The organism is Paenibacillus jepli, assembly GCF_047238105.1.
Classification (GTDB): domain Bacteria; phylum Bacillota; class Bacilli; order Paenibacillales; family Paenibacillaceae; genus Paenibacillus_D.
In genome coordinates this window covers 6,525,612-6,551,263 of the sequence record NZ_JBDFMD010000001.1, presented here as the reverse complement: position 1 = coordinate 6,551,263, position 25,652 = coordinate 6,525,612, and the positions used below count along the sequence as shown (strand labels likewise).

Below are 25,652 nucleotides of genomic sequence, written 5' to 3'. Positions count from 1 at the left end.
GCCTAAAAGTTTTGCAAAGCAAAACTAGCTTCGTAAGCACCGGCGTAGTAAGTTTCATTCCTGAGAAATATAAGCCAGGTAGATCAGGTAACATTTACTGCTTATATTTCAAGGAGAAACATTACTGTACATTATCCCCTTGGCCACCCGAATTATTCCTTGTCTGCCAACGTTGCATTCCGCTCCAAAATCGGATAAAATGCTTGGTTCACACCATCTTGTTGAACTCTTTGCGGAGCCGTTTGATGATCCGTTTCTCAAGCCGGGAGATGTAGGATTGCGAGATGCCCAGAAGATCTGCAACATCCTTTTGAGTCTTCTCCTCGCCGTCCGTAAGACCAAAGCGGAGCTCCATAATGATGCGCTCGCGCTCCGTCAGCTTCTCCAGCGCCTTGTGCAGCAGCTTGCGGTCGACCTGCTCCTCAATGTTGCGGTAGATCGTATCGTTCTCGGTTCCGAGCACATCGGAGAGCAGCAGCTCGTTGCCGTCCCAATCGATATTGAGCGGTTCGTCGAAGCTCACTTCCGAGCGTGTCTTGTTGTTGCGGCGCAGGTACATGAGGATCTCATTCTCGATACATCTGGAGGCGTAAGTAGCCAGCTTGATTTTTTTCTCGGGATCGAAGGTGTTGACCGCCTTGATCAGCCCGATCGCGCCGATCGAGACCAGATCCTCGATATGGATGCCTGTGTTCTCGAACTTGCGGGCAATGTAAACGACCAGCCGCAGGTTGCGTTCGATCAGCATCGCCCGGATTGCCGCATCCCCGCTCGTCAGCTTGCCCAGCAGATACTCTTCTTCTTCCCTCGTTAGCGGCGGCGGCAGCGCCTCGCTGCCCCCGATATAATAGATCTCATTGCTTTTTAACCCGAATAAAAACAGCACACGGTAATAATATAACTGCAGGACCAATCTCCACTTCACAACCATGACTGCAATCCTCCCTGTCGTCAACCGTCATTGAGACGACGATTCCTTAGATTCTGAAATGAGCGATGGGTGAATAATTGCTTGATACACATCGTCTGCCGACAGTTTACCTCCATCGAGACCGATCAGCACCCTGTGCGTTTCTATGATCCGTCCCTCCTGCTCGATCTGCACGCGATCCGGTTTGAGTGCCAGCATGAACTGGGTGCCGCGGTTAATCCCGCGGTAGGGAACGAGCCGCAGTCGGTCTTGCCAGGCGCAGGTTTCTTCACCAATACCGGATACCAGCTTGTCGACCTCTGATTCACGGATACGCTCCAGCCACGACGGGGGCAGCTCCTCACGCCACAACCCCGCCTCCATGACCATGACCGGGATACGAGTCAGCGGGTCGTAAAGATGGTTGCCTGTATCGACGAGCCCCATGCAGCGGCATTCCACCTCCTCGATGTACACCGTTACTGCCGCCACATGAGAGCGGACCTGCTCCCGCTGCCGTCGCGAAGCCAGTACGCTCCGGTAGATCAACAGCCCCGCTGCCAGCAACACGAGCAGCAGCCCCAGACCGATATTGAGCTCGGCTCCAAGCCCCCCCGAACGGGTGAACCACAGTCCGTTCCACAGCTCGCTGGAGCTCTGGAGCAGATAATAACCGCCGAGTACGGCGCCTGCTGCAGCAAAATTGACACCATAGAACGCCGCCACATGCCTAGCAAAGGACTGGAGTCCCCCGAAGCCGAATGCCGTCCAGAGCATCAGCAGCGACAACACAATCTTGATTGCGAACGTGTACATAAACGACACCTGCGGTAACAACATCATCGCCGCATAGCAGGCGCCGATCGCCGAAGCGGCGATCAGGCGGAGCATACGCAGCCGCACGCCCCTCACCCAAGCCGTCACATAGAGCAGGCTGCCGTCGATTACAAAATTCATCAGAAATACCAGATCAATATATACAATCAGAACAGCTCAACCTCCTGCCTTGACGCGAATCGGACAACCCGGTGCGCTGAGACAGCGATGCACCACCGGCGGTACCTCCGGCGGAAACGGTTGAGACTAGTATAGTAAAATACTATTTCAATGTCTGTCTAAACATGCCGTCATGACCGATCTTTTTTTGTCGAGTGCGGCGGAGCTTGACGAATCCCCCCAATCGACAGGGCCGTCCTCCCCAAGCGAGGCCAGCCCGCCCCATGCCTTTGTACAACGACAAAAAAGCTGTGTTCTCCGGCAGCAAGCTCCGAAGAAACACAGCTATAGGTCTAGATGATGGTTATGACGATTAACGGTCATTGCGGGGACGGTTGCGCAGGAATGCCGGGATATCCAGCTGATCGCTGCTCGTCTGGCCGCCGAATGGCTTGGGACTGGACGCCGGCTGACGCTGCTCGCCGCTTGTATCTGCTGCCGGCTGGCCAGGCGCCCGCCGCATCGGATCCGGTCCTTTGTGCTCAAAGCCGGTCGCGATGACGGTAACCTTGATCTCATCCTTGAGCTCCTCGTCGATGATCGCACCGAAGATCATATTAACCTCCGGATCCGACGCGGCGATGACGATCTCGGCCGCTTCGTTGACCTCGTACAACGACAGATTGGAGCCGCCGGTGATGTTCATGATCACCCCTCTGGCGCCGTCGATGGACGTCTCCAGCAGCGGACTCATGATCGCTTTGCGCGCCGCTTCTGCCGCGCGATTCTCGCCGGTCGCGACACCGATACCCATCAGCGCCGAACCACGTTCGGTCATGATCGTCTTGACGTCCGCGAAGTCGAGATTGATCAGGCCCGGTACGGCGATCAGGTCAGAGATGCCTTGGACAGCTTGTCGCAGTACATTGTCAGCTTCCCGGAACGCTTCGAGCATCGGCGTCTTCTTGTCGACAATCTCCAGCAGTCGATCGTTAGGGATGACGATCAGCGTATCGACCTTGTCCTTCAGGGCCTCGATACCCAGCTCAGCTTGTCCTGAGCGCTTGCGGCCCTCGAAGGTGAACGGACGGGTCACGACACCGACCGTCAATGCGCCGCATTCACGGGCGATCTCGGCGATGACCGGAGCCGCCCCTGTACCTGTTCCACCGCCCATGCCGGCAGTCACGAAGACCATGTCGGCACCTTTTAGCGTATTAGCAACGAGATCCCGTGATTCTTCAGCCGCTTTCTTGCCCACTTCCGGATTGGCGCCTGCGCCAAGACCGCGCGTCAGCTTATCGCCGATCTGCAGCTTATGCTCGGATTTGGCCAGATGCAGCGCCTGCGCATCTGTATTGACAGTTATAAATTCGACGCCTTTGACGCCGTTGTCGATCATGCGGTTTACTGCATTGCTGCCCCCGCCGCCTACGCCGATCACTTTGATCTGCGCCAGCTGCTCCATATCAAAATCGAACTCCAACATTCTGTTTCCCCCGATCAAATAAATTCACTAAACATATTTTTAATCCGCTCAAACAATCCAGGCTTCGCAGGCTCTGCGGGAGCCGACTTGCGGTTGCCCGTTTTCTTTGGAGCGTTGGCCGGGCGATTGCGCATATATTTGGATACGTATTGGATCATGCCGACACCGCTGGTAAATGCCGGATCGCGAACGCCGATGTAATCCGGCACCGCGATGCGGACTGAAGACTCCAGTTCGCTCTGAGCCAGCGGCAGAACCCCTGCCATAGACACAGAACCACCAGTCAATACGTACCCGCCTACCTTGTCACCAAAACCTAGACGGCGCACCTCCTGCCGCACCAGGTGGAAAATCTCCTGCATCCGCGGTTCGATGATGTTAGCCAGGTCAACCTGGGTGAATTCCTTTTCTACGTTGCTGCCCATCCGCATGACCTTGAAACGCTGGTCGTCCGCGGCGCTGTCGATCAGCGAACAGCCGTATTTGAGCTTGATCTTCTCAGCCTGCTCTGTCTGCGTACGCAAGCCATAGGAGATATCATTGGTAACGTACTCGCCCCCGATCGGCAGCGTGGATGTGGCTACCAGACTACCCTGTTCGAAAATCGCCAGCGTGCAGGAGCCTGCTCCTACATCGATGAGTACGGTACCCATCATCTTCTCGTCCTTGGTCAGAGCCATCTGGCCCGATGCCAGAGACATCAGGATGACGCCGGAAATATGCAGTTCCGCCTTCTCTACGCACCGCATCAGGTTATGTATCGCCGTCTTGGCCCCGGTGATGACGGTGGCCTCCACTTCGAGGCGGACACCAATCATGCCGCGCGGATCCGAGATTCCGTCCAAGCCATCCACTAGAAATTGCTTCGGCACGAGTCCGATAATCTCCCGTTCCGGCGGCAAGGCAACTACCTTGGCCGCCTGCAACACGCGTTCGATATCGTCTTCGCCAATCTCGCGGTCTTCATTGGAGACGGCGACGACACCATGATTGGTCTGTAGTCCGATGTGATTGCCCTGGATCCCGACATAGACGTCGGTAATCTGGATTCCCACCATCCGTTCTGCATGATCCACCGCATTGCGGATCGATTGAACGGTCTGATCGATATCAACGATTGCCCCTTTCCGAATGCCTTCCGAGTCGGCAGATCCAACACCAATAATATTAATGGCTCCATTAGTAATCTCGCCAATAATAGCACGTACCTTGGATGTACCGATGTCCAAACTAACAATGATGTCGCTGCTGCTCAACCTGCGGCACCTCCGTTTCGCATGAAATTTGATTGCTGTTTTCAACACACTGAATCTACTTATTCAACGCGCTTTATATTATCCCTCTTTTTTCAACAATATTTTTACCCAGGAACATTATGCCATCATATCGGGCAAAACCCGCGGCAGATAAGGCTTTCGCTCTCCTTCCTCTGCGGGGAGAGCCTGCAAACTCCATAAATAAAATTCTACCACTCTTTATAGGGATTGAGTAGTCTAATTTTCATTAGAATCTTCACTTTCTGATGTCTCAGGAACATAGGGTGTATACGTATCCGCCAGCAGCAGAGTCAGCTTCCCCGGCTCCTGCGTCTCGACGACGGCATGAAGCGTGGACAGCTTCTCACGCAACAGCGAAATCGCTGTGACGACCTCGAATTGGGTCCTCGTGTAGATCTTGATCCGATCAGGATAAGATTTGGACGGGTAAGGAATAATCTCCGACAGATCCGAGAGCTGCTCCGGCGGAATCTCACCCAGCAGTCGACTTAGCTCAGCCTTGTGCGGGTCGTCCGCATCCCACATGGACAATACAGGCTTGTCCACCACATGATCTCTCCCCTGCACCTCAACCTGGGCTCCGCCCGCCAGAATCGCTGTCATCTCCCCGCGCGGCGAGATCTCGAAGGCGACGGTCGGATACTCCTGGACATGGATGCTCACCTTGCCGGGAAAAGACTTGGCCATCACCGCATCTTGAACCGGTTCAAGGCCCGCTTTGATCCGCTCGGCTACCTGGACTGTGTCTAGTCCGAAGAATGCCTCGCCTACTCCCAGGCCTGCTGCCTCCAGAATCTCTTCATTCGAGACGAAATAATTGCCTGATATGGTGATGGATGAAATTTTGCTAATCGAAGAATTAAAGAATAGGACGGTTAATAAAATAAGAAATAACAGGAAGAGAACGGCAATCAGCTTGCGGTTGCTGCGGCGTCTCGTCTTGGGCTCGCGCAGAATCGGCATCGGATCGGACACCAGTCTCTCCCCCTTTCGCTTCAGTATTCCTGCCTGGGGCAGCGCAGCGGCTGAAGTAGGCTGCAGCCGCTGCGCTGCCCCGGGTCGCGGTAAGTCTGCCGGATAGGAGGCTTGGCCGCTCCTTCGTCAAAAAACACCCGGTTCCCCAAAGCTATTGCGGAGGAAACCGGTTCGTTCTTTACATGCCTTGCAGACGGATGCTCGTTCAACCGGAAACCGTCTGCGAGCCGCTGACCGAGGAGAAACGCGTGATCCGGGCACCCAGGCGGGAAAACATCGATTCGATGCGGTCATAGCCGCGGTCGATATGATGGATCTGCTCGACGATCGTCTTGCCCTGGGCGGCCAACCCTGCAATCACCAGAGCTGCGCCCGCCCGCAGATCGGTTGCTTCCACAGCTGCGCCATACAGTCGAGGTACCCCGCGGATGAAGGCGCTGTTCATATCCACCCGGATATCGGCACCCATCCGCGCCAGTTCGTCGACATGGCGGAAACGGCCTTCGAAGATCGTCTCCTTCATCACACTCACACCGTCCGCGAGTGCCAAGAGCACCATTACCTGCGACTGCAGATCCGTCGGGAATGCAGGGTATGGAGAGGTAACGATCCGCTCGATCGCCCGCGGCCTTCCCCGGCCATTGACTTTAATTATATCACCATCGGCATTCACTTCAACACCGGCCCGTCTCAGGACATGGATCAACGATGTCAGGTGCGAAGGAATTGTGTTGTGAAGCACGACCTGGCCGCCAGTGACTGCCGCAGCTACCATGACGGTTCCGGTAACGATACGATCCGGTATGACCTTGTAACGGCCGGAGACGAGCGACTGTACCCCTTCGACCGTGATCGTATCCGTGCCGGCCCCGCTCACTTTGGCCCCCAGATGATTGAGAAACTGCTGCAGATCCTGAATTTCCGGCTCCCTCGCGGCATTAGTGATCTTCGTTTCACCTCTTGCGAGCACAGCGGCCATCATCAGATTCTCGGTCGCTCCCACGCTGGGGAAGTCCAGATGAATCTCAGCGCCTACAAGACCTTCCGTGCGACAGACGATCCTGCTGCCCTGCTCCTCGATCTCTGCACCGAGCATCTGCAGGCCGCGCAAGTGCAGATCGATCTTGCGTTCTCCAATCGCACAGCCTCCCGGCTGATAGATCTCGACTCTTCCGAATCGGGCCAGCAGCGGTCCCATCAGAAATATCGACGATCGCATTTGCCGCATCAGCAACTCCGGTACGTGGGCAGAATGAGCCGATGCCGTATCCAGCGCGACCGTGTGACCGTTGTGTTCCGCACGGCAGCCCAGCTCCCGCAGAATCTCCAGCATCACCTCGATGTCGAGCAGCCGCGGGACATGATCAAGCGTGACTGTACCCTTGACCAGCATACTGGCTGCCAGGATCGGCAATGCGGCATTTTTTGCGCCTTGGATAACAATGGATCCTGAGAGTGGTTTCCCGCCTTCAATCACCAATTTGTCCAATCTATCACCTCCGATTTACCGCTCACCCACCACCAGTACTTCCGGCACCAGTTCAATTCCGTAACGTTCCTTGATGATGCGTTGCGTTTGCCCCATGAGGGTGAGTACATCCTCTGCGGTCGCTTGCCCGGTATTGACGATAAAATTGGCATGCTGTCCCGATATCTCGGCACCGCCCGAACGCAGGCCTTTGAGACCCGCTTCCTCGATCAGACGGGCGGCATGATCTCCAGGAGGATTGCGGAACACACTGCCGCAAGTAGCCATCTTCAGCGGCTGCGTCCGCAGCCTGCGATCCTTGTAGGACGCCATGGCGGCTGCGATCTCCTTGCGGTCGCCCGCTTCGAGTTCGAAGGTAGCGCTCACTACGATACCCTGCTGCTCCTGCAGGATCGAGTGCCGGTAAGAGAAGCCCATCTCCTCTTTGCCGTATCGGACCAATTCTCCTGTCTTCAGGATAACGTCCGCCGATTGCAATATGCGTGACACATCCGAGCCATGAGCTCCGGCATTCATATAGACCGCACCGCCTACCGTACCTGGAATGCCCCCTGCAAATTCCAAGCCGGTGAGCCCCGCCTTCCCTGCCAACACGGACAGTTTGATGAAGGAATGCGCTGCGCCTGCATGGACCAGATTGCCGTCAAACCGGGCGTAATCCAGTCCAGATCCGGGCTTTAGCACAACTCCTCGTATCCCGCGGTCGCTGACAAGCATATTGGAGCCTCGACCAAGCGCCGTCCAGGATACGTCATGCTTATGAAGCAGCCGGATGATGGCCGTAAGCGCTTCTGCGCTGGATGGAAGAATCAACAGATCGGCAGGGCCGCCGATTTTCCAGGTCGTGTGACCTGCCAGCGGCTCATTGCGTTTGATTTCCCCCCAGTCGTTATCTTGGATGCTCTGGATGATCTGCTGCATAAGCTGTACCTCCTTCTTGCTGTTGTGTGTGGGATAGAGATAATTCCTGCGGGGCGGTCATCTGGAGCCTGAGCTCCGGATGCACAACCGGTCCGCTATATATATTCGTGTTTAAAAAGTCGGTTTTCAGTATCGACTGCGTCCAAGATTCGATGCCGAATCCTCTTCCTGGAACACTTCGTAATCAAAAGCGAACTTTTTAAACTACCTTATAAAGCGGCCACGATTATACCCTATCCTATGCCTAGCGCCCGACTAGTGTGACAATCGCCCATGCTGCTTACGGACGACCGGTCAGCCTCGTTAATTCCGCTGCAATCGAGGCAGCCGCTTCCGGCATGCCCAGCCCCAGCGCCGCACGTCCCATGGCCGTCAGACGCCCCTCATCCGAAGTGATGGCGCGGATCTTCGCAAGCAGGTCGGGACCGTTCAGCTCACGTTCCAGGATCATCTCCGCCGCTCCGACATCTACCAGACTGCGTGCATTCGCCTCTTGGTGATTCGCCGTCACGTTTGGTGAAGGTACGAGGATCGATGGCACCCCGAGTGCGGTGATCTCGGCCAGAAAGGAGGCGCCCGAACGACTGATGACGAGCGAAGTATCGGCGAGCACCTCTGCCATATTATGAAGATAAGGCCGGATATGCAGGTTGTCCGGAATGCCGCCCTGGCGTGCTTCGAGCCGCTGCATCGTCTGTTCATAGTAGACGTCGCCGGTCGCGAAGACCAGTTGGATATCATGAAGCGCGCCCAGCCCGTCAGCCATCTCGACGAGCGCTTCATTGAACACTTTGGCTCCACGGCTGCCGCCCACGTACAGGACGAGTCTGCTGCCTGGCTTCAAGCCCAGCGACGCGAGCCCGCGGCCGCGCTCCGCCTGCAGCACGGCTGAGGCGCATGGGTTGCCGGTATAGACGACCCTGGCGCCGCCGCCAAAGCGCTCCCTGGATGCTTCGAAGCTGACGGCCACAGTCGAGGCATAGCGGCTGAGGAATTTGTTGGTAAGCCCGGGATCGACATTTTGTTCATGAATCAGTGTCGGGATACCAAGCGAAGCCGCAGCATAGACGACAGGACCGCATACATAGCCGCCGGTGCCGACGACTGCATCGGGCTTGAAGCTGCGGAGCAGCTGCTTGGAGCGGCTGACGCCGCGGAAGAACCGGAGTACGGTCTTGACATTGTCCAGCGACAGCTTGCGCTTGAAGCCGGTAATGTCGATCGCCTCGAACGTTATCCCCGCCTCCGGCACGATCCGGCTCTCCAGCCCGCGCTCGGTGCCGATGTAGAGGAGCTCGCTGTCTGGTGCGGACTGCTGCACCTGTCTGCCGATCGCCAGCGCCGGATAGATGTGGCCGCCCGTGCCGCCGCCGGTTAATACAATACGCATGTTATGGATCACCTCGAGTATCGGGATATATTAAGCAATATGCCCAGCGCCGTCAGCAGGAGAGTAAGCGACGAGCCGCCGTAGCTGACCAGCGGCAGCGTAATGCCTGTGACCGGCATCATGCCGATGACAACGCCGATGTTGATCAGCACCTGCACGCCGACGATTCCGGTAATGCCGGTAGCCAGCAGACTCCCGAAAGCATCGGGAGCTGTGATCGCCGTCCGGATACCGCGCCACACGACGATCAGGAACAGGAGGATGATCGCGGTTCCGCCGATAAAGCCCAGTTCCTCGGCGATGATCGAGAAGATAAAATCGGTCTGCGGCTCGGGCAAATAATTGTACTTTTGCCGGCTCATGCCCAGCCCGAGTCCGACCAGCCCGCCGGGTCCGATCGCATAGAGCGACTGGATGATCTGATAGCCCGAATCAAGCGGATCACTCCACGGATCAAGGAACGAGGTGATCCGCTCCAGACGATACGGCGCCGCCAGGATCAGTCCGACCAGTCCCAGCAAGCCGGCCAGCGCCAGCGAGCCGAGATGCGACAGCCGGGCCCCGGCGGCGAAGATCATCAGCATCGATGCGCCCATCATGACTGTGCCCGTTCCCAGGTCCGGCTGCAGCATGATGAGGCCGAAGGCCCCGCCAAGCATGCCGAGCGGCGGGAGCAAGCCCTTGGTAAAGGACGTAATCTTGTGCTGACGGTCGGAGAGAAACTTGGCCAGGAAGATCACCATCGCCAGCTTCATAAACTCGGACGGCTGGATGCCGAACGAGCTGATGCCCAGCCAGCTGCGGGCGCCGCCGCGGACGACCCCGATCCCCGGGATGAGCACCAGCACCAGCAACCCGAAGCAGAGGATCAGACCCGGCTTGGAGAACTTCTTCCAGACGTTGTAGTCCGTATTCATCGTCACGAACATGGCTCCCAGCCCTAGCACGGCAAACAGCAGCTGGCGCTTCACATAATAGAAGGCATCGCCGAACTCGTTGAAGCTGAGGACGGCGCTGGCGCTGTAGACCATCACAAGACCAATAGAGAGGATCAGGACGATCGCGGCAATCATCCACAGATCGGGAGCGGAACGGGCTTTTGTCATCACGCACAACACCCTTTGCATGTAGAAGTAGGGACAGGCCCTCTTCTTACAAGGTATGCGCCGAATCTTTAAACATGCGCCCCCGGTGCTCGTAGGATGGGAACATATCCCAGCTCGCGCATGCCGGCGACAACAAGACGATGTCGCCGGCCTCTGCGGCTGAGGAAGCGAGCCTGACGGCGGTGCGGAGCGTAGCTTCGGCATCCTCTTCAGGTTCGACTGTTTGGACGTTTGCTAAACCTGCCAGGGCAGCCACAGCCGCCAGCTTGTCGCGAGTCTCCCCGAGCGCGATCAGCGCCTTCACCCGGTCGCGGAACAGCGGCAGCAGCTCCATATAATCGGAGCCGCGGTCCAGCCCTCCGGCGACCAGCACGATCCCCCCTTGCAGCGAACGGACGGACATCGTCGTCGCCGTCGGGTTAGTCGCTTTGGAGTCATTGTAATAGCGTACCCCCTCATGGGTGCGAACGTATTCGAGCCGGTGCTCGACGCCGCGGAACTCGCGCAGCGGTGCCGCCAGCCGCTCTGGCGCCGCGCCCGCAGCAAGCGCCGCTGCAGCAGCTGCCATCGCATTGGCTGCGTTATGCCGTCCCGGGATGCCCAGCTCGGCGACGCTTGCGAGTAGATGCTCGCGCCCTTGCGGATCGCGCCATATGATCACGCGATCAGGTTCCGGGGGCTTCGTCCCGCCATCCGCAGGATAGGCTGGCCGGACGAATACCCCCTGCTTCAGCTCCTGCGTCAGCGAGAACGGCAGCACCTCGGCGGGCGTCTCTTCAGCCCAAGCGCGGCAGAGCGGATCGTCCCAGTTGAGCACGGCGACATCCTCTGCGGTCTGGTTCGCGAACAGCTTCCGCTTGGAGGCGATATAATCCTCCATCGTGCCATGATAGTCAAGGTGGGTCTCCGCCAGATTGAGCATCATCGCCACTTTCGGTTTAAAAGCGCTTGTCCCCTTCAGTTGAAAGCTGCTGAGCTCCGCTACGATCCAATCGTCTTTGGCGGCTTCGACAGCGGCCTCGCAAAGCGGCCGCCCGATATTGCCGGCGACGAGCGGACGCAGTCCGGCAGCTGTCAGCATCTCGCCTACCCAGGTCGTTGTCGTCGTCTTCCCGTTGGAGCCGGTGATGCCGATCATCGGCGCCGCCGACAGATGCCAAGCTACTTCTACCTCGGTCACGACCTCTACTCCCAACTCGGCCGCACGCTGCAACGGCTGGATATGGTAGGGGATGCCGGGATTTTTGACGACGAGCGCCGTTTCGCTGCTGATCAGATCCTCGGGATGATGCCCGCAGATGACCGGGATGCCCAATGCTTCCAGTTCGGCAGCTTCAGGAGACTCTTCGCGGCTCTTGCGGTCATTGACCGTGACGCATGCCCCCAGACCGTGGAATATTCTCGCGACACTTACGCCGCTCCTGGCCAGTCCCAGCACGACAATCGGTCGCTGGGCATAAGCTGACGGATGGTTCATGATGCATACACTCCTCTTTCGTTTATCGGCATGACGGCTCTTACAAGCCTCTGTGCAGCAGCAGGCCGACCGCCGCCAATACCAGCCCCACGAACCAGAATGTCGTCACAACACGCCACTCCGACCAGCCGGACAGCTCAAAATGATGATGAATCGGACTCATCTTGAAGACCCGCTTGCCGCGGAGCTTGAAGGAGCCGACCTGGATAATGACGGACAGCATCTCGATGACGAATACGCCGCCGATGACGATCAGCAGCAGCTCGGACTTCGTCAGGATCGCTACGGCGGCGAGACCGCCGCCGATCCCGAGCGAGCCGGTATCACCCATGAACACTCTAGCCGGATGCTTGTTGAAGACGAGAAAACCAAGCACTGCTCCGATCATTGCAGCCGAGAAGATCGCACTCTCCTGCTCGAAGAGCTGCATGGCGATCAATGCGTAGGCGCCAAATGCCAGCGCGCTCGTGCCTGCGAGCAGCCCGTCTACTCCGTCGGTGAAGTTCACCGAGTTGCTCGTACCGAACATGATGACGACGACGAGCGCATAATAGAACCAGCCGAGGTCCAGCTCCCAAGACGTGCCCGGAACGACCAGCGCCGTGCTGTGGTCCATCATGAAGAGCAGCACGCAGACGACGATCGAGAACAGCAGCTGGCCGAACAGCTTCTGACGGGCGGTCAAGCCGAGCGAGCGCTTGAGCGCGATCTTGATATAGTCGTCCAGGAAGCCGACCAGCCCAAAACCGAGCGAGGCGGTCAGCAGCACCCAGAAGGCAAGGGATTTATCCGAGAATTTCAAAAATGAGATCAACAGGGCCAGCATTATAATGATGCCGCCCATCGTGGGCGTGCCTTTTTTCTTCAGATGGCTTTGCGGCCCGTCGGTGCGGATCTCCTGTCCGAATTTCAATCGACGAAGCAGCGGAATGAACAAAGGCCCGATGATAACTGCAAGTAGAAATGATGCGCCAATCGCTAGCAAGATGGCCTTCATGTCCATTAGCTCACCCCCTTCATCGATGTTGTATCGCCTGTACGATTTGTTCCATCCGCGTGCCGCGGGAGCCCTTGACGAGCACCAGATCCTCCGGGGACAACTGCGAACGCAGCCATGCGCCAAGCGCCTGCTTGTCGTCAAAGGCCCGCACCGCCTGCGGCTCGGCAGCAAACGCGGCGGCTGCGCCGTCGGCGATGCAGGCGCCGAGCGTTCCGAACGTCAGGACACGGTCGGCCTTGGCCGGCGTGATGTAGCGTCCCACCTCACGGTGCATCTCTTCTTCCTGGTCCCCCAGCTCCAACATATCGCCCAGGACCAGCCATTTGCAGCGATAACCCTGCAGCTGCTCCACAAGATCGATTGCAGCCCGCATTGCAGTCGGACTGGCATTGTATGCGTCGTTGAGCACCGTGGCACCGTTATAGGCTTCAATCTTCTCGATGCGCATCGCGCTCAGCTGCATGCCGGCGAGTCCGGCAGCGATCCGGTCGATTGCAGCGCCCAGTTGCAGCGCCGCAGCGACGGCCGCAGCCGCGTTCATCATATTGTGCACTCCTGCGGCAGGCACCGTCAGCTCGGGTGTGGTCTCGGAGTCGTAGCTGATGCGAAGGGACGACGAGGCGGCATCCATCCGCTGCGGCTGCACAATATAGTCGTTGCCGGGCTGCTGTCCGAAACGCAGCACGCGGATGCCTTCCGGCAAGCTCACGGCATCCTCTGCCAGCAGCGGCTCGTCGCCGTTGAGGATCAGCGTCCCGCCAGACTTCAGGCCGTCCGCGATCTCCAGCTTCGCCTTGGCGATGCCCTGTCGCGAGCCGAGCTGCTGCATATGGGCATCGCCGATATTGGTGATGATCGCCAGATCCGGATGTGCGATCTCCGACAGCAGCCGGATCTCGCCAAAGCCGCTCATCCCCATCTCCAGCACCGCCGCTTCGGTGGATGCATCCATCTCCAGCACCGTCAGCGGCAGTCCGATGTGATTGTTGAGGTTGCCGGAGGTCTTGTGGACACGAAAAACGGTGGCGAGCGCGGCTGCCACCATATCCTTGGTCGTCGTCTTGCCGTTGCTGCCCGTGATGCCGACGATGCGTACCGGCAGTTCGCGGCGATAGCCCGCAGCGAGCCGTTGCAAAGCGGCGAGCGTGTCCTCGACCAGGATCACCGGCCAGCCTGCCAGCTCGGCCGGCAGCTGCCGGTCTTGCTGCCATAAGGCGGCCGCCGCGCCCCGCTTGCGGGCAGCTGCTGCGTAGGCATGGCCATCGTAACGCTCTCCCTTCAGCGGGACGAACAGCTGTCCGGGCCCGATCGTGCGCGTATCCGTGCTCACGCCCGCACAGCGGATTTCTGCAGCCGCCTGATCGGCGCTCGACAGGCGGCCGCCGCACAAAGCCGCCAGCTCGGCAATAGATTTATGTATCACGGTTCCAGACTCCTTATCATTTGTTCTGCGATTTGGCGGTCATCGAAGGCCAGCGTCTCGGAGCCGACGATCTGATAGGTTTCATGACCTTTCCCCGCAATCAATACTACATCGTCAGGGCTTGCCATTTCAACCGCTTTTTTGATGGCCTCCCGGCGGTCGACCTCAAGTCCGTAACGCTCCCTGGCCACGCCCGCTTCGATCAGCCCGGCTTCGATGTCGAGCAGGATCTGCTCGGGATCCTCGCTGCGGGGATTATCCGAGGTCACCATCACGTAGTCGGCGTGCGAAGCGGCGATCCGGCCCATCACCGGCCGCTTCGTCCGGTCCCGGTCGCCCCCGCAGCCGAACACGCAGATGACCCGGCCCGCTGCGATCTCCCTGATAGCCGCGAGCACATTCTCGAGACCGTCCGGCGTATGGGCATAGTCGACGATTACGGCATAAGGCTGCCCCGCGTCTACTGCCTCCACTCGGCCCGGCACGCCCGGGATCCGCTCCAGACTCGCGGCGATACTGCTGAGCTCCAGTCCTTCAGCAAGTCCCGCAGCCACGGCAGCCAGCGCGTTGTAGACGTTGAACTTGCCGACCAGACGCATCTGCACGGTGCAGGAGCCCCGGAAGGTCGTTAGCCGGAAGGTCGTGCCGCGGGCGGAGATGGAGATCTCGGTGGCCCGCACATCCGCTTCGGCATCGATGCCGTAGGAGATGATCTCCGTAGCGGCAGCTTTGGCCAATGACGCGCCATAGGCATCGTCGATATTGACGATGCTGTAGCTCCGCTCGGCGCGGTCCTCATGATAAGTGTTGCCCAGACGGGAGAACAGCAGTCCCTTGGCCGCAGCGTACTTGTCCATCGTCTCATGATAATCGAGATGATCCTGGGTCAGATTCGTAAAGATGGCGCTGCGGTACCGGCAGCCTTTGACACGGCCTTGTTCCAGAGCATGGGAGGATACCTCCATCACGCAATATTCGACGCCCGCCGCTACCATCTCCGCCAGCGCCTGCTGCAGATCTAGCGACTCGGGCGTCGTCCCCGACATCGGAATTGAGCGTCCCGCATACCTCATCTCGATCGTGCCGATCACGCCGGCCGCATGGCCGGCGTCCGCAAGCACGCGCTCGATCAGATAGGTTGTCGTTGTTTTGCCGTTGGTGCCCGTGACGCCGATCATCCGCAGCCGCTGGCTCGGGTAACCATAGTAATGACTCCCCATGACAGCCATCGCAAGCCGGCTGTCCTTGACGACGAGCTGCGGGAGGTCGACGGCTAGCGGACGCTCGACGACCAGCGCTGCCGCTCCCCGCTCCGCAGCTTGCGCCGCATAGTCATGTCCGTCTACCGTATGGCCGGGCAGACAAATGAACAGATCGCCCGGCTCGACCTTGCGCGAGTCGATCCGGATGCCGCTGACTGTAACCTCCCCACCTCTGCCATGCCGCCGCGAGGTCAGTAACAGAGACGCCAATTCATCCAATCGCATGCCCTTCATTCCTCTCTATTGGTCATTGTTTATTCATTTCCAACTGCTTAATGTTCATCCTGCTCATCCTTGCCCAGGTAGACGCGGATTGTCGAGCCGCGGTCGACGCGGCTGCCCGCTTCCGGCGCCTGCCGGATCACCACATTGCCGGTACCGGCAGTCGCCAGATTGAAGTTCATATTCAGATCCTCATACAGCTCCGAGACGGTCTTGCCCACCAGATTCGGCACCTGGACGATCGGCGTCTCATTGTATTTATACTCTTTGCCGATCTGATCCTTGCGCGGCTCCACGCCGAGATGGACGAGCGAATCCGCCATGATGTTGCGCACGATTGGGGCTGCCACGACACCCCCGAACTGGATGCCTTGAGGATTATCCACCGCTACGTACACGACAATCTGGGGATCGTCTGCAGGGGCGAATCCGATGAACGATACGATGTGCTCATTGGGCGAATACCGTCCATTGATAACCTTCTGGGCTGTCCCGGTCTTGCCCCCGACGCGATAGCCGTCGATGAAGGCATTGCCGCCGGTGCCTTTGGCGACGACGCTCTCGAGCGCTTCCCTCACCTGCCTGGACGTATCCTCCGAGATGACCCGTCTTACCTGCTCCGGCTCGAATTCCTCGACAGTCATCCCCGATACCGGATCGATCCACGCCTTGGCGACATGGGGCTTGTAGAGGATGCCCCCATTGATCGCCGCCGACACGGCGGTAATCTGCTGGATCGGCGTCACCGACACACCCTGGCCAAACGCCGTCGTCGCCAGCTCCACAGGGCCGACGCGATCCAGCTTGAACAGGATGCCGTTTTCCTCGCCGCCCATGTCGATGCCCGTCTTCGTCCCGAAGCCGAAATCCTTGATATACTCGAAGAGCTTTTCCTTGCCCAGCCGCTGTCCCAGCGTGACGAACCCGGGATTGCACGAATTCTCGACAACCTCAAGGAAGGTCTGGGAGCCGTGGCCGCCTCGCTTCCAGCAGCGCAGCCTGGCGCCGCCGACCTCGATCGAGCCGGGATCGAAGAAATGCTCCTTGTGCAGATCAACCTTCTTTTCTTCCAAAGCGGCAGAGAGCGTGATGATCTTGAAGGTCGAGCCGGGCTCATAGGTCATCCAGATCGGCAGGTTCCGATTATATATTTCGCTCGGGACCTCCCGGTATTTGTCCGGTTGATAGGTCGGATGACTCGCCATGCCCAAGATCTCGCCGGTCGACGGATCCATCGCGATGGCGATGATGCTGTCGGGCTGGTGCTGCAGCATCGCCTGCTGCAGCTCCCGCTCCATGATCGTCTGGATCTGCTGGTCCAGCGTCAGCTGCAGGTTCAGCCCGTCGCGCGGCTGGTTGAACGTATCCGAGGAACCGGGCATCAGGCGCCCAGCGGCATCCGAGAGGAACGAGATGCTGCCGCCGATGCCGCTGAGCCGCTGATCATGCGTCAGCTCCACACCCGTCAGCCCCTGGTTGTCGATGCCCGTGAAGCCCAGCACATGGGCCGCCAGCGTTCCGAAAGGGTAGTAACGCTTATTGTCCTCTGCGACGACAATGCCCGGCAGCGACAGGCCGCGGATCTCCTGGGCCTTCTCCGGCGTGATCTTGCGGCCGCCCGGCTGCAGCTTGACGATCAGCTCACGCTTGGTGATCAGCTTCTCGATCTGCTCTGCGCTCATGTCCATATGCAAGGCCAACTGCTGCGCCGTATGCCCGGCATCCTTGATCTGGGCCGGAATCGCCATCACCGTGGGCGAGCTAACATTGTAGGCCAGCTGGACACCGTTGCGGTCCAGTATCTCTCCCCGCTTGGCGGCAAACGGAATGTTGCGCCGCCACGAATCCTCGGCCCTCTCCGCCAGCTCGCCGCCCTGCACGAGCTGTACGTAAGCCAGCCGCACACTGAGCGCCGCGAAGCCGGTGAAGGCGAGTATCAGCACTACGAACAGTCTTCGTCTTACCGTGACATTCGATATCTTCATACGTATCCCCCCGAGTCGGCAAAGCGGGCTGTAGCTCTTGCAAGAGACAGCCTTCTTGTTCCAGCCTATTCGATGGGGGACAGCGATAGAACAAGCTACTCACGCTCGTTCGCTGATGCATCGTCCGTCTCGTCGTTCGCACCGCTCTCTTCGTGCTCAGGATCGGAAGCTTCCGCGTCTGCTTCCGACTCGTCGGTATCCGCAGGATCGCCCGGTTGGCCTTCCTCGTCTTCCGTTCCCTCTCCAGGCTCTCCCGGCGGCTGCAGCACCAGCTTGATGACCTCCTCGCCTTCCAGCTTCGCTTTCATCTGCGCCGTGACATAACCTTCGCCTTCGGCGATGCATCTCATATCGAGCAGCGAACAGATCTCCAGCGCGTCACGGAGGGACAGCTCCCGCATATTGGGAACATTCAGCGCGCTTCTCTCCTCCGTGAACAGATAGACACGCTGCGTGGACGGCACCGATGATCCCGCTTTGGGGATCTGCTTGACGACCTTCGTCCCGCTGCCCAGCAGCTCATAGCCCAATCCACGGGCCTTGAGCTCGCTCTGCGCCTGTGCGACCTGCAGCTCCTCCAGATCCGGCACATCGACGATGCGGGTCTGCAGTCCGTTGATCTCCTTCACCTGCGCATCGGCGATGGCAGGCGGGATGCCCATATACAGCAAGCTCTTCTCGACAATCTGTCGGAAGATCGGCGCGGCTACTGTGCCGCCTCCGGCATTCATAAGCTTCGGCTCGTCGACGACCACATAGACGACGATCTGCGGATCCTCTACCGGCGCATAGCCGATGAAAGAGACTACATGTTTGTCGCTCGAATAACCCGATTGCCCCGCCCCTGCAGACTTTTGTGCGGTTCCGGTCTTGCCGGCGATCCGATAGCCTTCGATATAAGCATTGTGGCCCGTGCCTTGCTCCGCATCGGATACGACTTGCTCGAGGTACTCACTCACCTGCCGCGACGTTTCTTCGGAGATGACCTGCCGCACCTGCTTGGGCTCCACCACCGTGACGGCTCCGGTCATCGGATCCTCGATCCGCTTGACCAGATGCGGCTGCATCAGCCTGCCGCCGTTGGCGACGGCGGCTACGGCAGTGATCTGCTGGATCGGTGTTACCTGCAGTTTGCCTTGGCCAAAGGTGGCGGTCGCCACTTCTGTAGCGTAGTAGAAATCCGCCGACCCTCTTTGCTCGCCCGGAAGATCGATCCCGGTCGGCTGGCTGAACCCGAAGTTGTTGATGTAAGTTCTCAGCTTCTCCGCGCCAAGCCCTTCCGCCCCCATTTTCACGAAGGCGACATTACTGGAGCGCTTGAGTCCTTCCAGATAGGAGATCTGACCCCACCCTCTGCCGCCGTTGTGGTCACGTATCCGGGATTTACCAACCATGATACTGCCAGACATAAACGTATCGTTGGGGTTGAATTGTCCTTCTTCCACCGCTGCGGCCAGAGTGACGATCTTGAACGTCGAGCCGGGCTCGAACAATTGTCTTACGCTGTGGTTGTAGAAATGCCCCTGATCGCGGGTATCTCCGTAACTATTGGGATCGTAATTGGGATAGCTGGCGAGGCCGAGGATTTCCATTGTATTCGGATCGGCGGCAATCGCTGTGATGCTTTTCGGATTATATTCCTGGCTGGCCGCTTTGATTGCTTCCTCAATATAACCCTGGATTTCGGTATCGATGGTCAGCGTCAGATTGCTGCCGTCATGGGCCGGCGTATACTCGACATTGCCTTCGGTGAGCTGGATCCAGTTGCCGTCTTTCTCGTACTTGAGCGAGCCCTGCTCACCCCGCAGCAGCTCATCATAATACTGCTCCAGTCCGTAAACCGCCTTGCCTTCGTTTTTCTCGATATACCCCATTAGATGCGAAGCCATCGTCTGATGCGGATAGTACCGTTTCTGGTCGTCCATCAGGTAGATGCCGACATCATTCTGCCCCAGTTCCTCGCGCAGCTCGTTGCGGAACGCCATCACCTGGTCGGCCAGATCCTTATCGATCTTCCAGCCGCCGTTGCGGATCTCCCGGTTGACCAGGAAGTCGCCATTGTCCCGTTTCGCCGTGACGTCATTCATCAGTTTGTCGCGCTCGGTGCCCAGCAGCTCGTGCAGCCGGTCGACTACCCGCTCTTCCAGCCCCAGTTTGTCGATGATGCCGGGATTGACGGACACCGTATAGGCTGCAGCATCCATAGCCAGGATGTTGCCGTTGCGGTCGGTGATCGTACCGCGCACCGGCTGCAGCACCTTCGACGTCGACCAGATATTTTTGGCCATAGTCAGATATTGATCACCATGGACGACCTGTACGAAGTAGACTCGGACCACCAGGACAACAAAAAGGAGGGTTATGAGCCCTCCGACCAGTAATGCGCGAAGTTTTATCCGTCTCGTCATGGTCTAAAACCCCCTAATCCCTTAAAGCCATTTGGTTCGTGGTCTCTCCTAGCTGCAACGAGATCCGCTGATCCGACCGGACCATCCCGGCGTCCAGTGCCTTCTGACGAATAATCTCCGGATTGCCCAGCTGCTCGACTTTGCGCTGCATCTCCTTGATCTCGACATTGAGCGTCTCGTATTGGGCAGTCAGTTGTTGCACCTGCATATTCGTTTGATAGATTTCCGCGTAACGATAGATAATGACACCCGCTACCATAACACAAACCAGAATCGTTAACAAATAGAGGAGTTTTTCCTGAACTGGCAACGATTTGCGGCGGACGACCACGTGTCTGGTTTCTTTGTAGGAATGCTGCTGCTCTTCCTCGGGGCGCTTCTTCGGCTGAAGCGCCAGATTGCCATGCATATAGGCCATGTATGCTTCTCCCTCCGCTTTTGTCTATAATTTCTCCAATTTCTCCGCGATGCGCAGCTTGGCTGAGCGGGAACGCGGATTGTACTCCAGCTCTTGCTCTCCGGGAACGATCGGTTTGCGGTTGACCAGCTTGAGGACCCCTTTGGTGCCGCAGACACACATCGGAAAATCCGGCGGGCAGGTGCACTGCCTGAGATATTGTGCAAATGCCTGCTTGCAGATCCGGTCCTCCAAAGAATGGAAGGTAATGACAGAAGCGCGTCCCCCGGGCGCCAGGCATCTGACCGCCTGATGCAGCGCCTGTTCCTCGGCTCCCAGCTCATCGTTGACTGCGATCCGGAGTGCCTGGAAGGTCCGCTTGGCCGGATGAGGACCGCTGCGTCTGGCTGCCGCAGGGATGCCCTGCTTGATCAGCTCGACGAGTTGACCGGTTGTCTCTACCGGCTGCTCCGCCCTGGCTTTGCCGATCTGACGGGCGATCTGGCGGGCGAACCGCTCTTCGCCATAGGTGCTCAGGATGCGCGCGAGCTCTCGTTCATCCCACGTATTGACGATCTCGTGGGCAGTCAATTCCCCCTGTTGATCCATCCGCATATCCAGCGGGGCATCATGATTGTAACTGAAACCGCGCTCCGCTTCGTCGAGCTGCGGACTCGACACCCCCAGATCGAACAGGATGCCATTGACTTGGGGTACGCCGTCCAGATGCGGAACAGCCTGTTCCCGGAGGACGTCCTCCAGATACCTGAAATTGCTGCGAACTAATCTAACTTGCTTTATGTAAGGTGCCAGTCGATCTCGTGCATTGTCCAGGGCCCAATCGTCCTGGTCCAGCGCGATCAGCAGGCCCTTCGGGCCGAGACGCGATGCGATGAGCTCGCTGTGTCCTGCGCCGCCCAGCGTGCAGTCCACATAGATGCCGTCCGGCCTCATATTCAAGCCGTCCACCGCTTCTTCCTTCAGTACGGTAATGTGATCAAACACGCGTTATCCTCCTGGGTTCGATGCTATGCTACTCGTGATGGGATCAAAAATTGAAATCAAGGTCCACCAGCTTCTCGGCAATCTCGTTAAACGTTTCCTCGGACTGCTGGAAGTACCCCTCCCAGATCGCCTTGCTCCAGATCTCGACCCGGTTGGTGACGCCCAGCACGATACATTCTTTGTCGAGCTTGGCATAATCTCGCAGATTGGCGGGTACATTTACTCTTCCCTGCTTGTCCAGCTCGCATTCGGTCGCGCCGGAGAAGAAAAACCGGGTGAAGGCGCGTGCGTCTGATTTCATGAGGGGCAAACTTTTCAGCTTTTGCTCGAGAATCTTCCATTCACTATCAGGGTAGACGAATAGACAGTTATCCAAACCGCGGGTAACCACAAACTGGGGTCCGAGCTCCTCCCGGAACTTGGCGGGGATGATGATCCGGCCTTTATCGTCGATGCTGTGCTGATGCTCTCCCATAAACATAACGGCCTTCCCACCTCTCTACCCTTTTACACCACTTTCCCCCACTTTGCACCACCGCTTTTGAAACTATTCGCCACGCAGGCGCAAACTCCTTCTTCGCTGTCCTGCAAAATGTCGAATTCTTCGGCGGATGAATGATTTCTAATCCCAATCCACAGATAGCCCTCGAAACGAGGGCCTACGGTCACGGATCGAACTTCCGATCGCTGTTGTCCCCAGATTTCTTGATTTTTTAACCGCTTTAGCGGAAGAAATCCGGGGACAGCGTATGCTTTCGAAGCTAGCTTTTCTGCGAAAAGCTTTCAGGCGAACGCTTCGCTTCTCCAGCTTCGATTCCGTGCCTCTTCGGCCATTTCGAGGGCATAGTGAATTGGGCTTATCTAAATTTTTGTTAAAAAAAGAAGCATCTCTCCTCATAAAAGGAGAAATGCTTCAAATGTAATGGATCTTAATGTTCAGTCCAGCTGTCCAGATACGAGCGCTGCTCTTCGCTGAGCTGATCGATGCCAGTGCCGAGAGATTCGAGCTTGTAGCGGGCAACCTGTTCATCCAGCTCGTAAGGAACGTTGAGTACCTTGCTGCCGATGGCTTGATATTGCTCGTTGACATATTTGAGAGACATCGCCTGCAGGGCAAAGGTCATATCCATAATCTCGGCGGGATGACCGTCGCCAGCCGCCAGATTGACCAGCCGGCCTTCCGCAAGCAGGTAGATGCTGCGGCCGTCCTTCAGCTGGTATTCTTCAATGTTGCGGCGCACGGTACGCTTGCCGTTGCTGAGCGCTTCGAGCTCCGGTTTGTTGACCTCGACATCGAAATGGCCGGCGTTGGAGAGGATCGCCCCGTCCTTCATGACCTCGTAATGCTCGCCGCGGATAACGTCGCGGTTGCCGGTTACGGTGACGAAGAAATCGCCCTGCCTGGCTGCCTCCAGCATCGGCATGACGGCAAAGCCATCCATATAAGCCTCGACGGCCTTGATCGCGTCGATCTCCGTGACGATGACGTTGGCTCCCAGTCCCTTGGCCCGCATCGCCACGCCCTTGCCGCACCATCCGTAGCCGACGACGACGACCGTCTTGCCGGCTACGACCAGGTTCGTCGTCCGGTTGATGCCGTCCCATACCGACTGCCCGGTGCCGTAACGGTTATCGAACAAATATTTGCAGAAGGCATCGTTGACCGCCACGACCGGAAACTTCAACTCGCCTTCCTTCTCCATCGCTTTCAGCCGCAGAATCCCCGTCGTCGTTTCTTCGGCGCCGCCGCGGACGCCGGCCAGCAGATCCGGGCGCTCGGAGTGCAGGATCGTCACCAGGTCCCCGCCATCGTCGATGATCAGATCGGGCCCGGTTTCCAGCGCTTTGACCATCAGCTCCTTGTATTCCACCGGATCGGGGTTGTACTTGGCGAATACCGTGATGCCATCCTCTACCAGAGCTGCGCACACATCGTCCTGGGTAGATAAAGGATTGCTGCCGGTGATCGCTACCTCCGCACCGCCGGCTTTGATGACTTTGGCCAGATATGCCGTTTTGGCTTCGAGATGCAGCGAGATCGCGACTTTCAGCCCTTTGAATGGCTGCTCGCGTTCGAATTGCTCACGGATGCGGTTCAGCACAGGCATATGCGCCTGCACCCAGTCAATTTTCAAATGGCCCTCGGGTGCGAGCGACAAATCGCGCACGATACTTTTTTCCTTGACACTCATCGTATAGATTCCTCCAATTTATCATTAAGGTTGACAGAAGATTAGAGATAGACAATCCGGTGCCTGCCGCGAGGATCAAAAGGCACGGCAAGCAGCTGCCGCAGCCAGTCCCCGCCGTAACGGTTCCAGAACATAGTAAAATTAAGCACCCGCTCCTGCGGAACCCCTCCGGGGTACAGCATCAGCCGGATCCGCTGCAGTTGGCGCAGCGAGACGTCGTGGCGCCGCTGCAGCTCCTTGTGCACCTGCTTGCGCATATAATCCACCTGCTGCAGGAGGATCTCACGGTTTTTGGCTGCAAGAGCCGACAACCCCGGCATTTGTCCGGCTACTGCAGCGAGCAGCGGGTCGTAGTGCTGCATCATCTGCTGCTGCACCTCCTGGAATCGAGCTTCAAGACCTGTATCATCCTGACTGGCCAGCCAGGAGTCACGGCGCTCTTCGAAGCGGAGCATCACGTCATCCAGGGTCATGTCATACTTGTGCATATGTTTGGCCGTCGCCTCATCGATGATCGTAAAGGACAAGCGTGGGATGATCATCGGCATCTCCATGCCCAGCAGTCGAAAGGCGCGTCCTGTAATGCCCCAATAGGCGATCTCCCCTGGGCCCAGCACGGCAGCCAATACAGGCAGAACATAGTCCTGCATTAGGGGCCGAGTGAGGACATTATTGCTGAACCGCTCCGGTTCGCTCATCGCAGCAGCAGCGGCTTCGGCGTGTGTAAGCCGGACCAGCCCGCGCCGGTCGGCGAAGCCCTCGTCGGTCCGGTACAGCTTGGTCCGCTCGCCGCCCCCGCTATAACGGTCGTCGCTTCTATAGTAGAAGAGATTGGCGCTGCTCTCCTCTACCTCCGCTTGCAGGCCGTACCCCCAGGCTGTGACGTCTGCAGCCGCTGCCCGATAGGCGTCCTCAAGCTGCCCGCTGCCCTTCAGCAACCGCAACAGCATCGGCGACTCCAGCCGGCGCAGCTCAGGATCGTCGGCATCGAGCAGGATCAGGCCTTCATCCGCGAACAGCCAGCTCAGAATACCAGCAAGCTGCTCCGAGAGTGTGGAGCTTCTATCCATCAATTGACGAAGCTGTCCTACCAGCGCCGGCTTATGGAGCGTATCCTGCAGCAGTGCAGCCAGCTCGTCCAGCGCTTGTTCCCAGACGGAGGGGACCAGTCGGGTCTGGCTTACCGAGGTGCGCGAACCCGGCGGGCGGGCGATGGCAAGCTTGCGAAGCTTGCCTTGCTCCGGCAGATAAGTATGGCACGCTTCCTCCCAGTCATGATCCTCCCCGGCAATCCAGAAGACAGGAACGACCGGACGGCCCAGACGTCCTCTGGCCTCCCGAGCAGCGCTGATGATCGTAACCGCTTTGTGAATGATCATAAGGGGACCGCCCCACAGACCTGCCTGCTGGCCACCTACGACTGCAAGCGCCCCGCCCCCCAGCTCGCGAATCGCTTCCATCGTCTGCGCGGAGGCGCTGTGCCGGCGATTGTAAGCAGCCAGCACCTCGGCAATCCGGGTACTGTCGGCGCGAGCGTCAGCCTGAGCGTCCAGCAGCGCGGCACGGCGATCCCAGTCCTCCGCTTCTTCTGGATGAAAAGGGAACAGCCCCCTGGTCCGCTCATCTGTACGCTGCACGTACGCATCGGTCAAGGTCGAACCGGGCGGTTTCTCGTGTACTTGCGTCTTCATGGCACTCCCCAAACCTCCAGTACATTGGCACTTCTAGGTTTGATTGTACACAACCTGATTCACCTCGTCAAAACAAAAACAGCCTTTCTCCATAAAA

General features: G+C 58.2%; 20 protein-coding genes. All 20 read right to left on the bottom strand.

Annotated features, from left to right (window positions below):
- Positions 1-208: 208 nt before the first annotated feature.
- Positions 209-931 carry an RNA polymerase sporulation sigma factor SigE gene (sigE, locus tag ABC336_RS27730; protein ID WP_413241745.1) on the bottom strand — a complete coding sequence of 241 codons (723 nt, stop codon included), beginning with the start codon at positions 929-931 and terminating at the stop codon, positions 209-211.
- Positions 932-958: 27 nt separating this feature from the next.
- Complete coding sequence (spoIIGA, locus tag ABC336_RS27725; RefSeq protein WP_413242624.1) at positions 959-1,885, bottom strand: sigma-E processing peptidase SpoIIGA; 927 nt, start codon at positions 1,883-1,885, stop codon at positions 959-961.
- A gap of 334 nt (positions 1,886-2,219) precedes the next feature.
- The gene (gene ftsZ, locus ABC336_RS27720) at positions 2,220-3,335 is read right to left on the bottom strand and encodes a cell division protein FtsZ (RefSeq protein ID WP_413241744.1); all 1,116 of its coding nucleotides are present in this window, start codon (positions 3,333-3,335) and stop codon (positions 2,220-2,222) included.
- A gap of 14 nt (positions 3,336-3,349) precedes the next feature.
- Positions 3,350-4,591 (bottom strand): cell division protein FtsA, encoded by a 1,242-nt coding sequence (gene ftsA, locus ABC336_RS27715; RefSeq protein ID WP_413241743.1) that lies wholly within the window; start codon positions 4,589-4,591, stop codon positions 3,350-3,352.
- Between the two features lie 237 nt (positions 4,592-4,828).
- Positions 4,829-5,587: a cell division protein FtsQ/DivIB gene (locus tag ABC336_RS27710; RefSeq protein ID WP_413241742.1), complete on the bottom strand. Its 759-nt coding sequence runs from the start codon at positions 5,585-5,587 to the stop codon at positions 4,829-4,831.
- Positions 5,588-5,792: 205 nt separating this feature from the next.
- Complete coding sequence (gene murA, locus ABC336_RS27705; protein ID WP_413241741.1) at positions 5,793-7,076, bottom strand: UDP-N-acetylglucosamine 1-carboxyvinyltransferase; 1,284 nt, start codon at positions 7,074-7,076, stop codon at positions 5,793-5,795.
- A gap of 15 nt (positions 7,077-7,091) precedes the next feature.
- Positions 7,092-7,997, bottom strand: a complete 906-nt coding sequence (murB, locus tag ABC336_RS27700; protein WP_413241740.1) for a UDP-N-acetylmuramate dehydrogenase — start codon at positions 7,995-7,997, stop codon at positions 7,092-7,094.
- Positions 7,998-8,277: 280 nt separating this feature from the next.
- The gene (murG, locus tag ABC336_RS27695) at positions 8,278-9,387 is read right to left on the bottom strand and encodes an undecaprenyldiphospho-muramoylpentapeptide beta-N-acetylglucosaminyltransferase (protein WP_413241739.1); all 1,110 of its coding nucleotides are present in this window, start codon (positions 9,385-9,387) and stop codon (positions 8,278-8,280) included.
- An 8-nt stretch (positions 9,388-9,395) separates the two neighbouring features.
- A complete protein-coding gene (gene spoVE / locus ABC336_RS27690) occupies positions 9,396-10,493 on the bottom strand; it encodes a stage V sporulation protein E (protein ID WP_413241738.1) in 1,098 nt (365 codons plus the stop codon).
- 46 nt (positions 10,494-10,539) lie between these two features.
- The gene (murD, locus tag ABC336_RS27685) at positions 10,540-11,970 is read right to left on the bottom strand and encodes a UDP-N-acetylmuramoyl-L-alanine--D-glutamate ligase (protein WP_413241737.1); all 1,431 of its coding nucleotides are present in this window, start codon (positions 11,968-11,970) and stop codon (positions 10,540-10,542) included.
- A gap of 40 nt (positions 11,971-12,010) precedes the next feature.
- Entirely contained in the window at positions 12,011-12,973 is a 963-nt protein-coding gene (gene mraY, locus ABC336_RS27680; RefSeq protein WP_413241736.1) for a phospho-N-acetylmuramoyl-pentapeptide-transferase, read from the bottom strand.
- A gap of 13 nt (positions 12,974-12,986) precedes the next feature.
- Positions 12,987-14,393: a UDP-N-acetylmuramoyl-tripeptide--D-alanyl-D-alanine ligase gene (locus ABC336_RS27675; RefSeq protein ID WP_413241735.1), complete on the bottom strand. Its 1,407-nt coding sequence runs from the start codon at positions 14,391-14,393 to the stop codon at positions 12,987-12,989.
- Positions 14,390-15,880 (bottom strand): UDP-N-acetylmuramoyl-L-alanyl-D-glutamate--2,6-diaminopimelate ligase, encoded by a 1,491-nt coding sequence (locus ABC336_RS27670; protein ID WP_413241734.1) that lies wholly within the window; start codon positions 15,878-15,880, stop codon positions 14,390-14,392. The genes ABC336_RS27675 and ABC336_RS27670 overlap by 4 nt, the downstream gene beginning before the upstream one ends.
- Before the next feature lie 47 nt (positions 15,881-15,927).
- A complete protein-coding gene (locus ABC336_RS27665; RefSeq protein WP_413241733.1) occupies positions 15,928-17,862 on the bottom strand; it encodes a stage V sporulation protein D in 1,935 nt (644 codons plus the stop codon).
- Positions 17,863-17,957: 95 nt separating this feature from the next.
- Positions 17,958-20,270, bottom strand: coding sequence for a penicillin-binding transpeptidase domain-containing protein (locus ABC336_RS27660; RefSeq protein ID WP_413241732.1), 2,313 nt, complete (start codon positions 20,268-20,270; stop codon positions 17,958-17,960).
- 13 nt (positions 20,271-20,283) lie between these two features.
- Positions 20,284-20,688, bottom strand: a complete 405-nt coding sequence (gene ftsL2, locus ABC336_RS27655; protein WP_413241731.1) for a cell division protein FtsL — start codon at positions 20,686-20,688, stop codon at positions 20,284-20,286.
- A gap of 24 nt (positions 20,689-20,712) precedes the next feature.
- Positions 20,713-21,672: a 16S rRNA (cytosine(1402)-N(4))-methyltransferase RsmH gene (rsmH, locus tag ABC336_RS27650; protein ID WP_413241730.1), complete on the bottom strand. Its 960-nt coding sequence runs from the start codon at positions 21,670-21,672 to the stop codon at positions 20,713-20,715.
- Between the two features lie 43 nt (positions 21,673-21,715).
- Positions 21,716-22,153, bottom strand: a complete 438-nt coding sequence (mraZ, locus tag ABC336_RS27645) for a division/cell wall cluster transcriptional repressor MraZ (RefSeq protein WP_020615591.1) — start codon at positions 22,151-22,153, stop codon at positions 21,716-21,718.
- Between the two features lie 448 nt (positions 22,154-22,601).
- Positions 22,602-23,864 carry an adenosylhomocysteinase gene (locus ABC336_RS27640; RefSeq protein WP_413241729.1) on the bottom strand — a complete coding sequence of 421 codons (1,263 nt, stop codon included), beginning with the start codon at positions 23,862-23,864 and terminating at the stop codon, positions 22,602-22,604.
- A gap of 41 nt (positions 23,865-23,905) precedes the next feature.
- Entirely contained in the window at positions 23,906-25,555 is a 1,650-nt protein-coding gene (gene bshC / locus ABC336_RS27635) for a bacillithiol biosynthesis cysteine-adding enzyme BshC (protein WP_413241728.1), read from the bottom strand.
- Positions 25,556-25,652 lie beyond the last annotated feature (97 nt).

Excerpts from the sequence above, each read along its gene's own strand:
- ABC336_RS27640 (WP_413241729.1), bottom strand. The coding sequence starts at position 23,864 with ATGAGTGTCAAGGAAAAAAGTATCGTGCGCGATTTGTCGCTCGCACCC.
- ABC336_RS27665 (WP_413241733.1), bottom strand. The coding sequence starts at position 17,862 with ATGAAGATATCGAATGTCACGGTAAGACGAAGACTGTTCGTAGTGCTG.
- ftsL2 (WP_413241731.1), bottom strand. The coding sequence starts at position 20,688 with ATGGCCTATATGCATGGCAATCTGGCGCTTCAGCCGAAGAAGCGCCCC.
- spoVE (WP_413241738.1), bottom strand. The coding sequence starts at position 10,493 with ATGACAAAAGCCCGTTCCGCTCCCGATCTGTGGATGATTGCCGCGATC.
- bshC (WP_413241728.1), bottom strand. The coding sequence starts at position 25,555 with ATGAAGACGCAAGTACACGAGAAACCGCCCGGTTCGACCTTGACCGAT.
- ABC336_RS27660 (WP_413241732.1), bottom strand. The coding sequence starts at position 20,270 with ATGACGAGACGGATAAAACTTCGCGCATTACTGGTCGGAGGGCTCATA.
- murD (WP_413241737.1), bottom strand. The coding sequence starts at position 11,970 with ATGAACCATCCGTCAGCTTATGCCCAGCGACCGATTGTCGTGCTGGGA.
- ftsZ (WP_413241744.1), bottom strand. The coding sequence starts at position 3,335 with ATGTTGGAGTTCGATTTTGATATGGAGCAGCTGGCGCAGATCAAAGTG.
- murG (WP_413241739.1), bottom strand. The coding sequence starts at position 9,387 with ATGCGTATTGTATTAACCGGCGGCGGCACGGGCGGCCACATCTATCCG.
- mraZ (WP_020615591.1), bottom strand. The coding sequence starts at position 22,153 with ATGTTTATGGGAGAGCATCAGCACAGCATCGACGATAAAGGCCGGATC.
- ABC336_RS27670 (WP_413241734.1), bottom strand. The coding sequence starts at position 15,880 with ATGCGATTGGATGAATTGGCGTCTCTGTTACTGACCTCGCGGCGGCAT.
- mraY (WP_413241736.1), bottom strand. The coding sequence starts at position 12,973 with ATGGACATGAAGGCCATCTTGCTAGCGATTGGCGCATCATTTCTACTT.
- murB (WP_413241740.1), bottom strand. The coding sequence starts at position 7,997 with ATGCAGCAGATCATCCAGAGCATCCAAGATAACGACTGGGGGGAAATC.
- sigE (WP_413241745.1), bottom strand. The coding sequence starts at position 931 with ATGGTTGTGAAGTGGAGATTGGTCCTGCAGTTATATTATTACCGTGTG.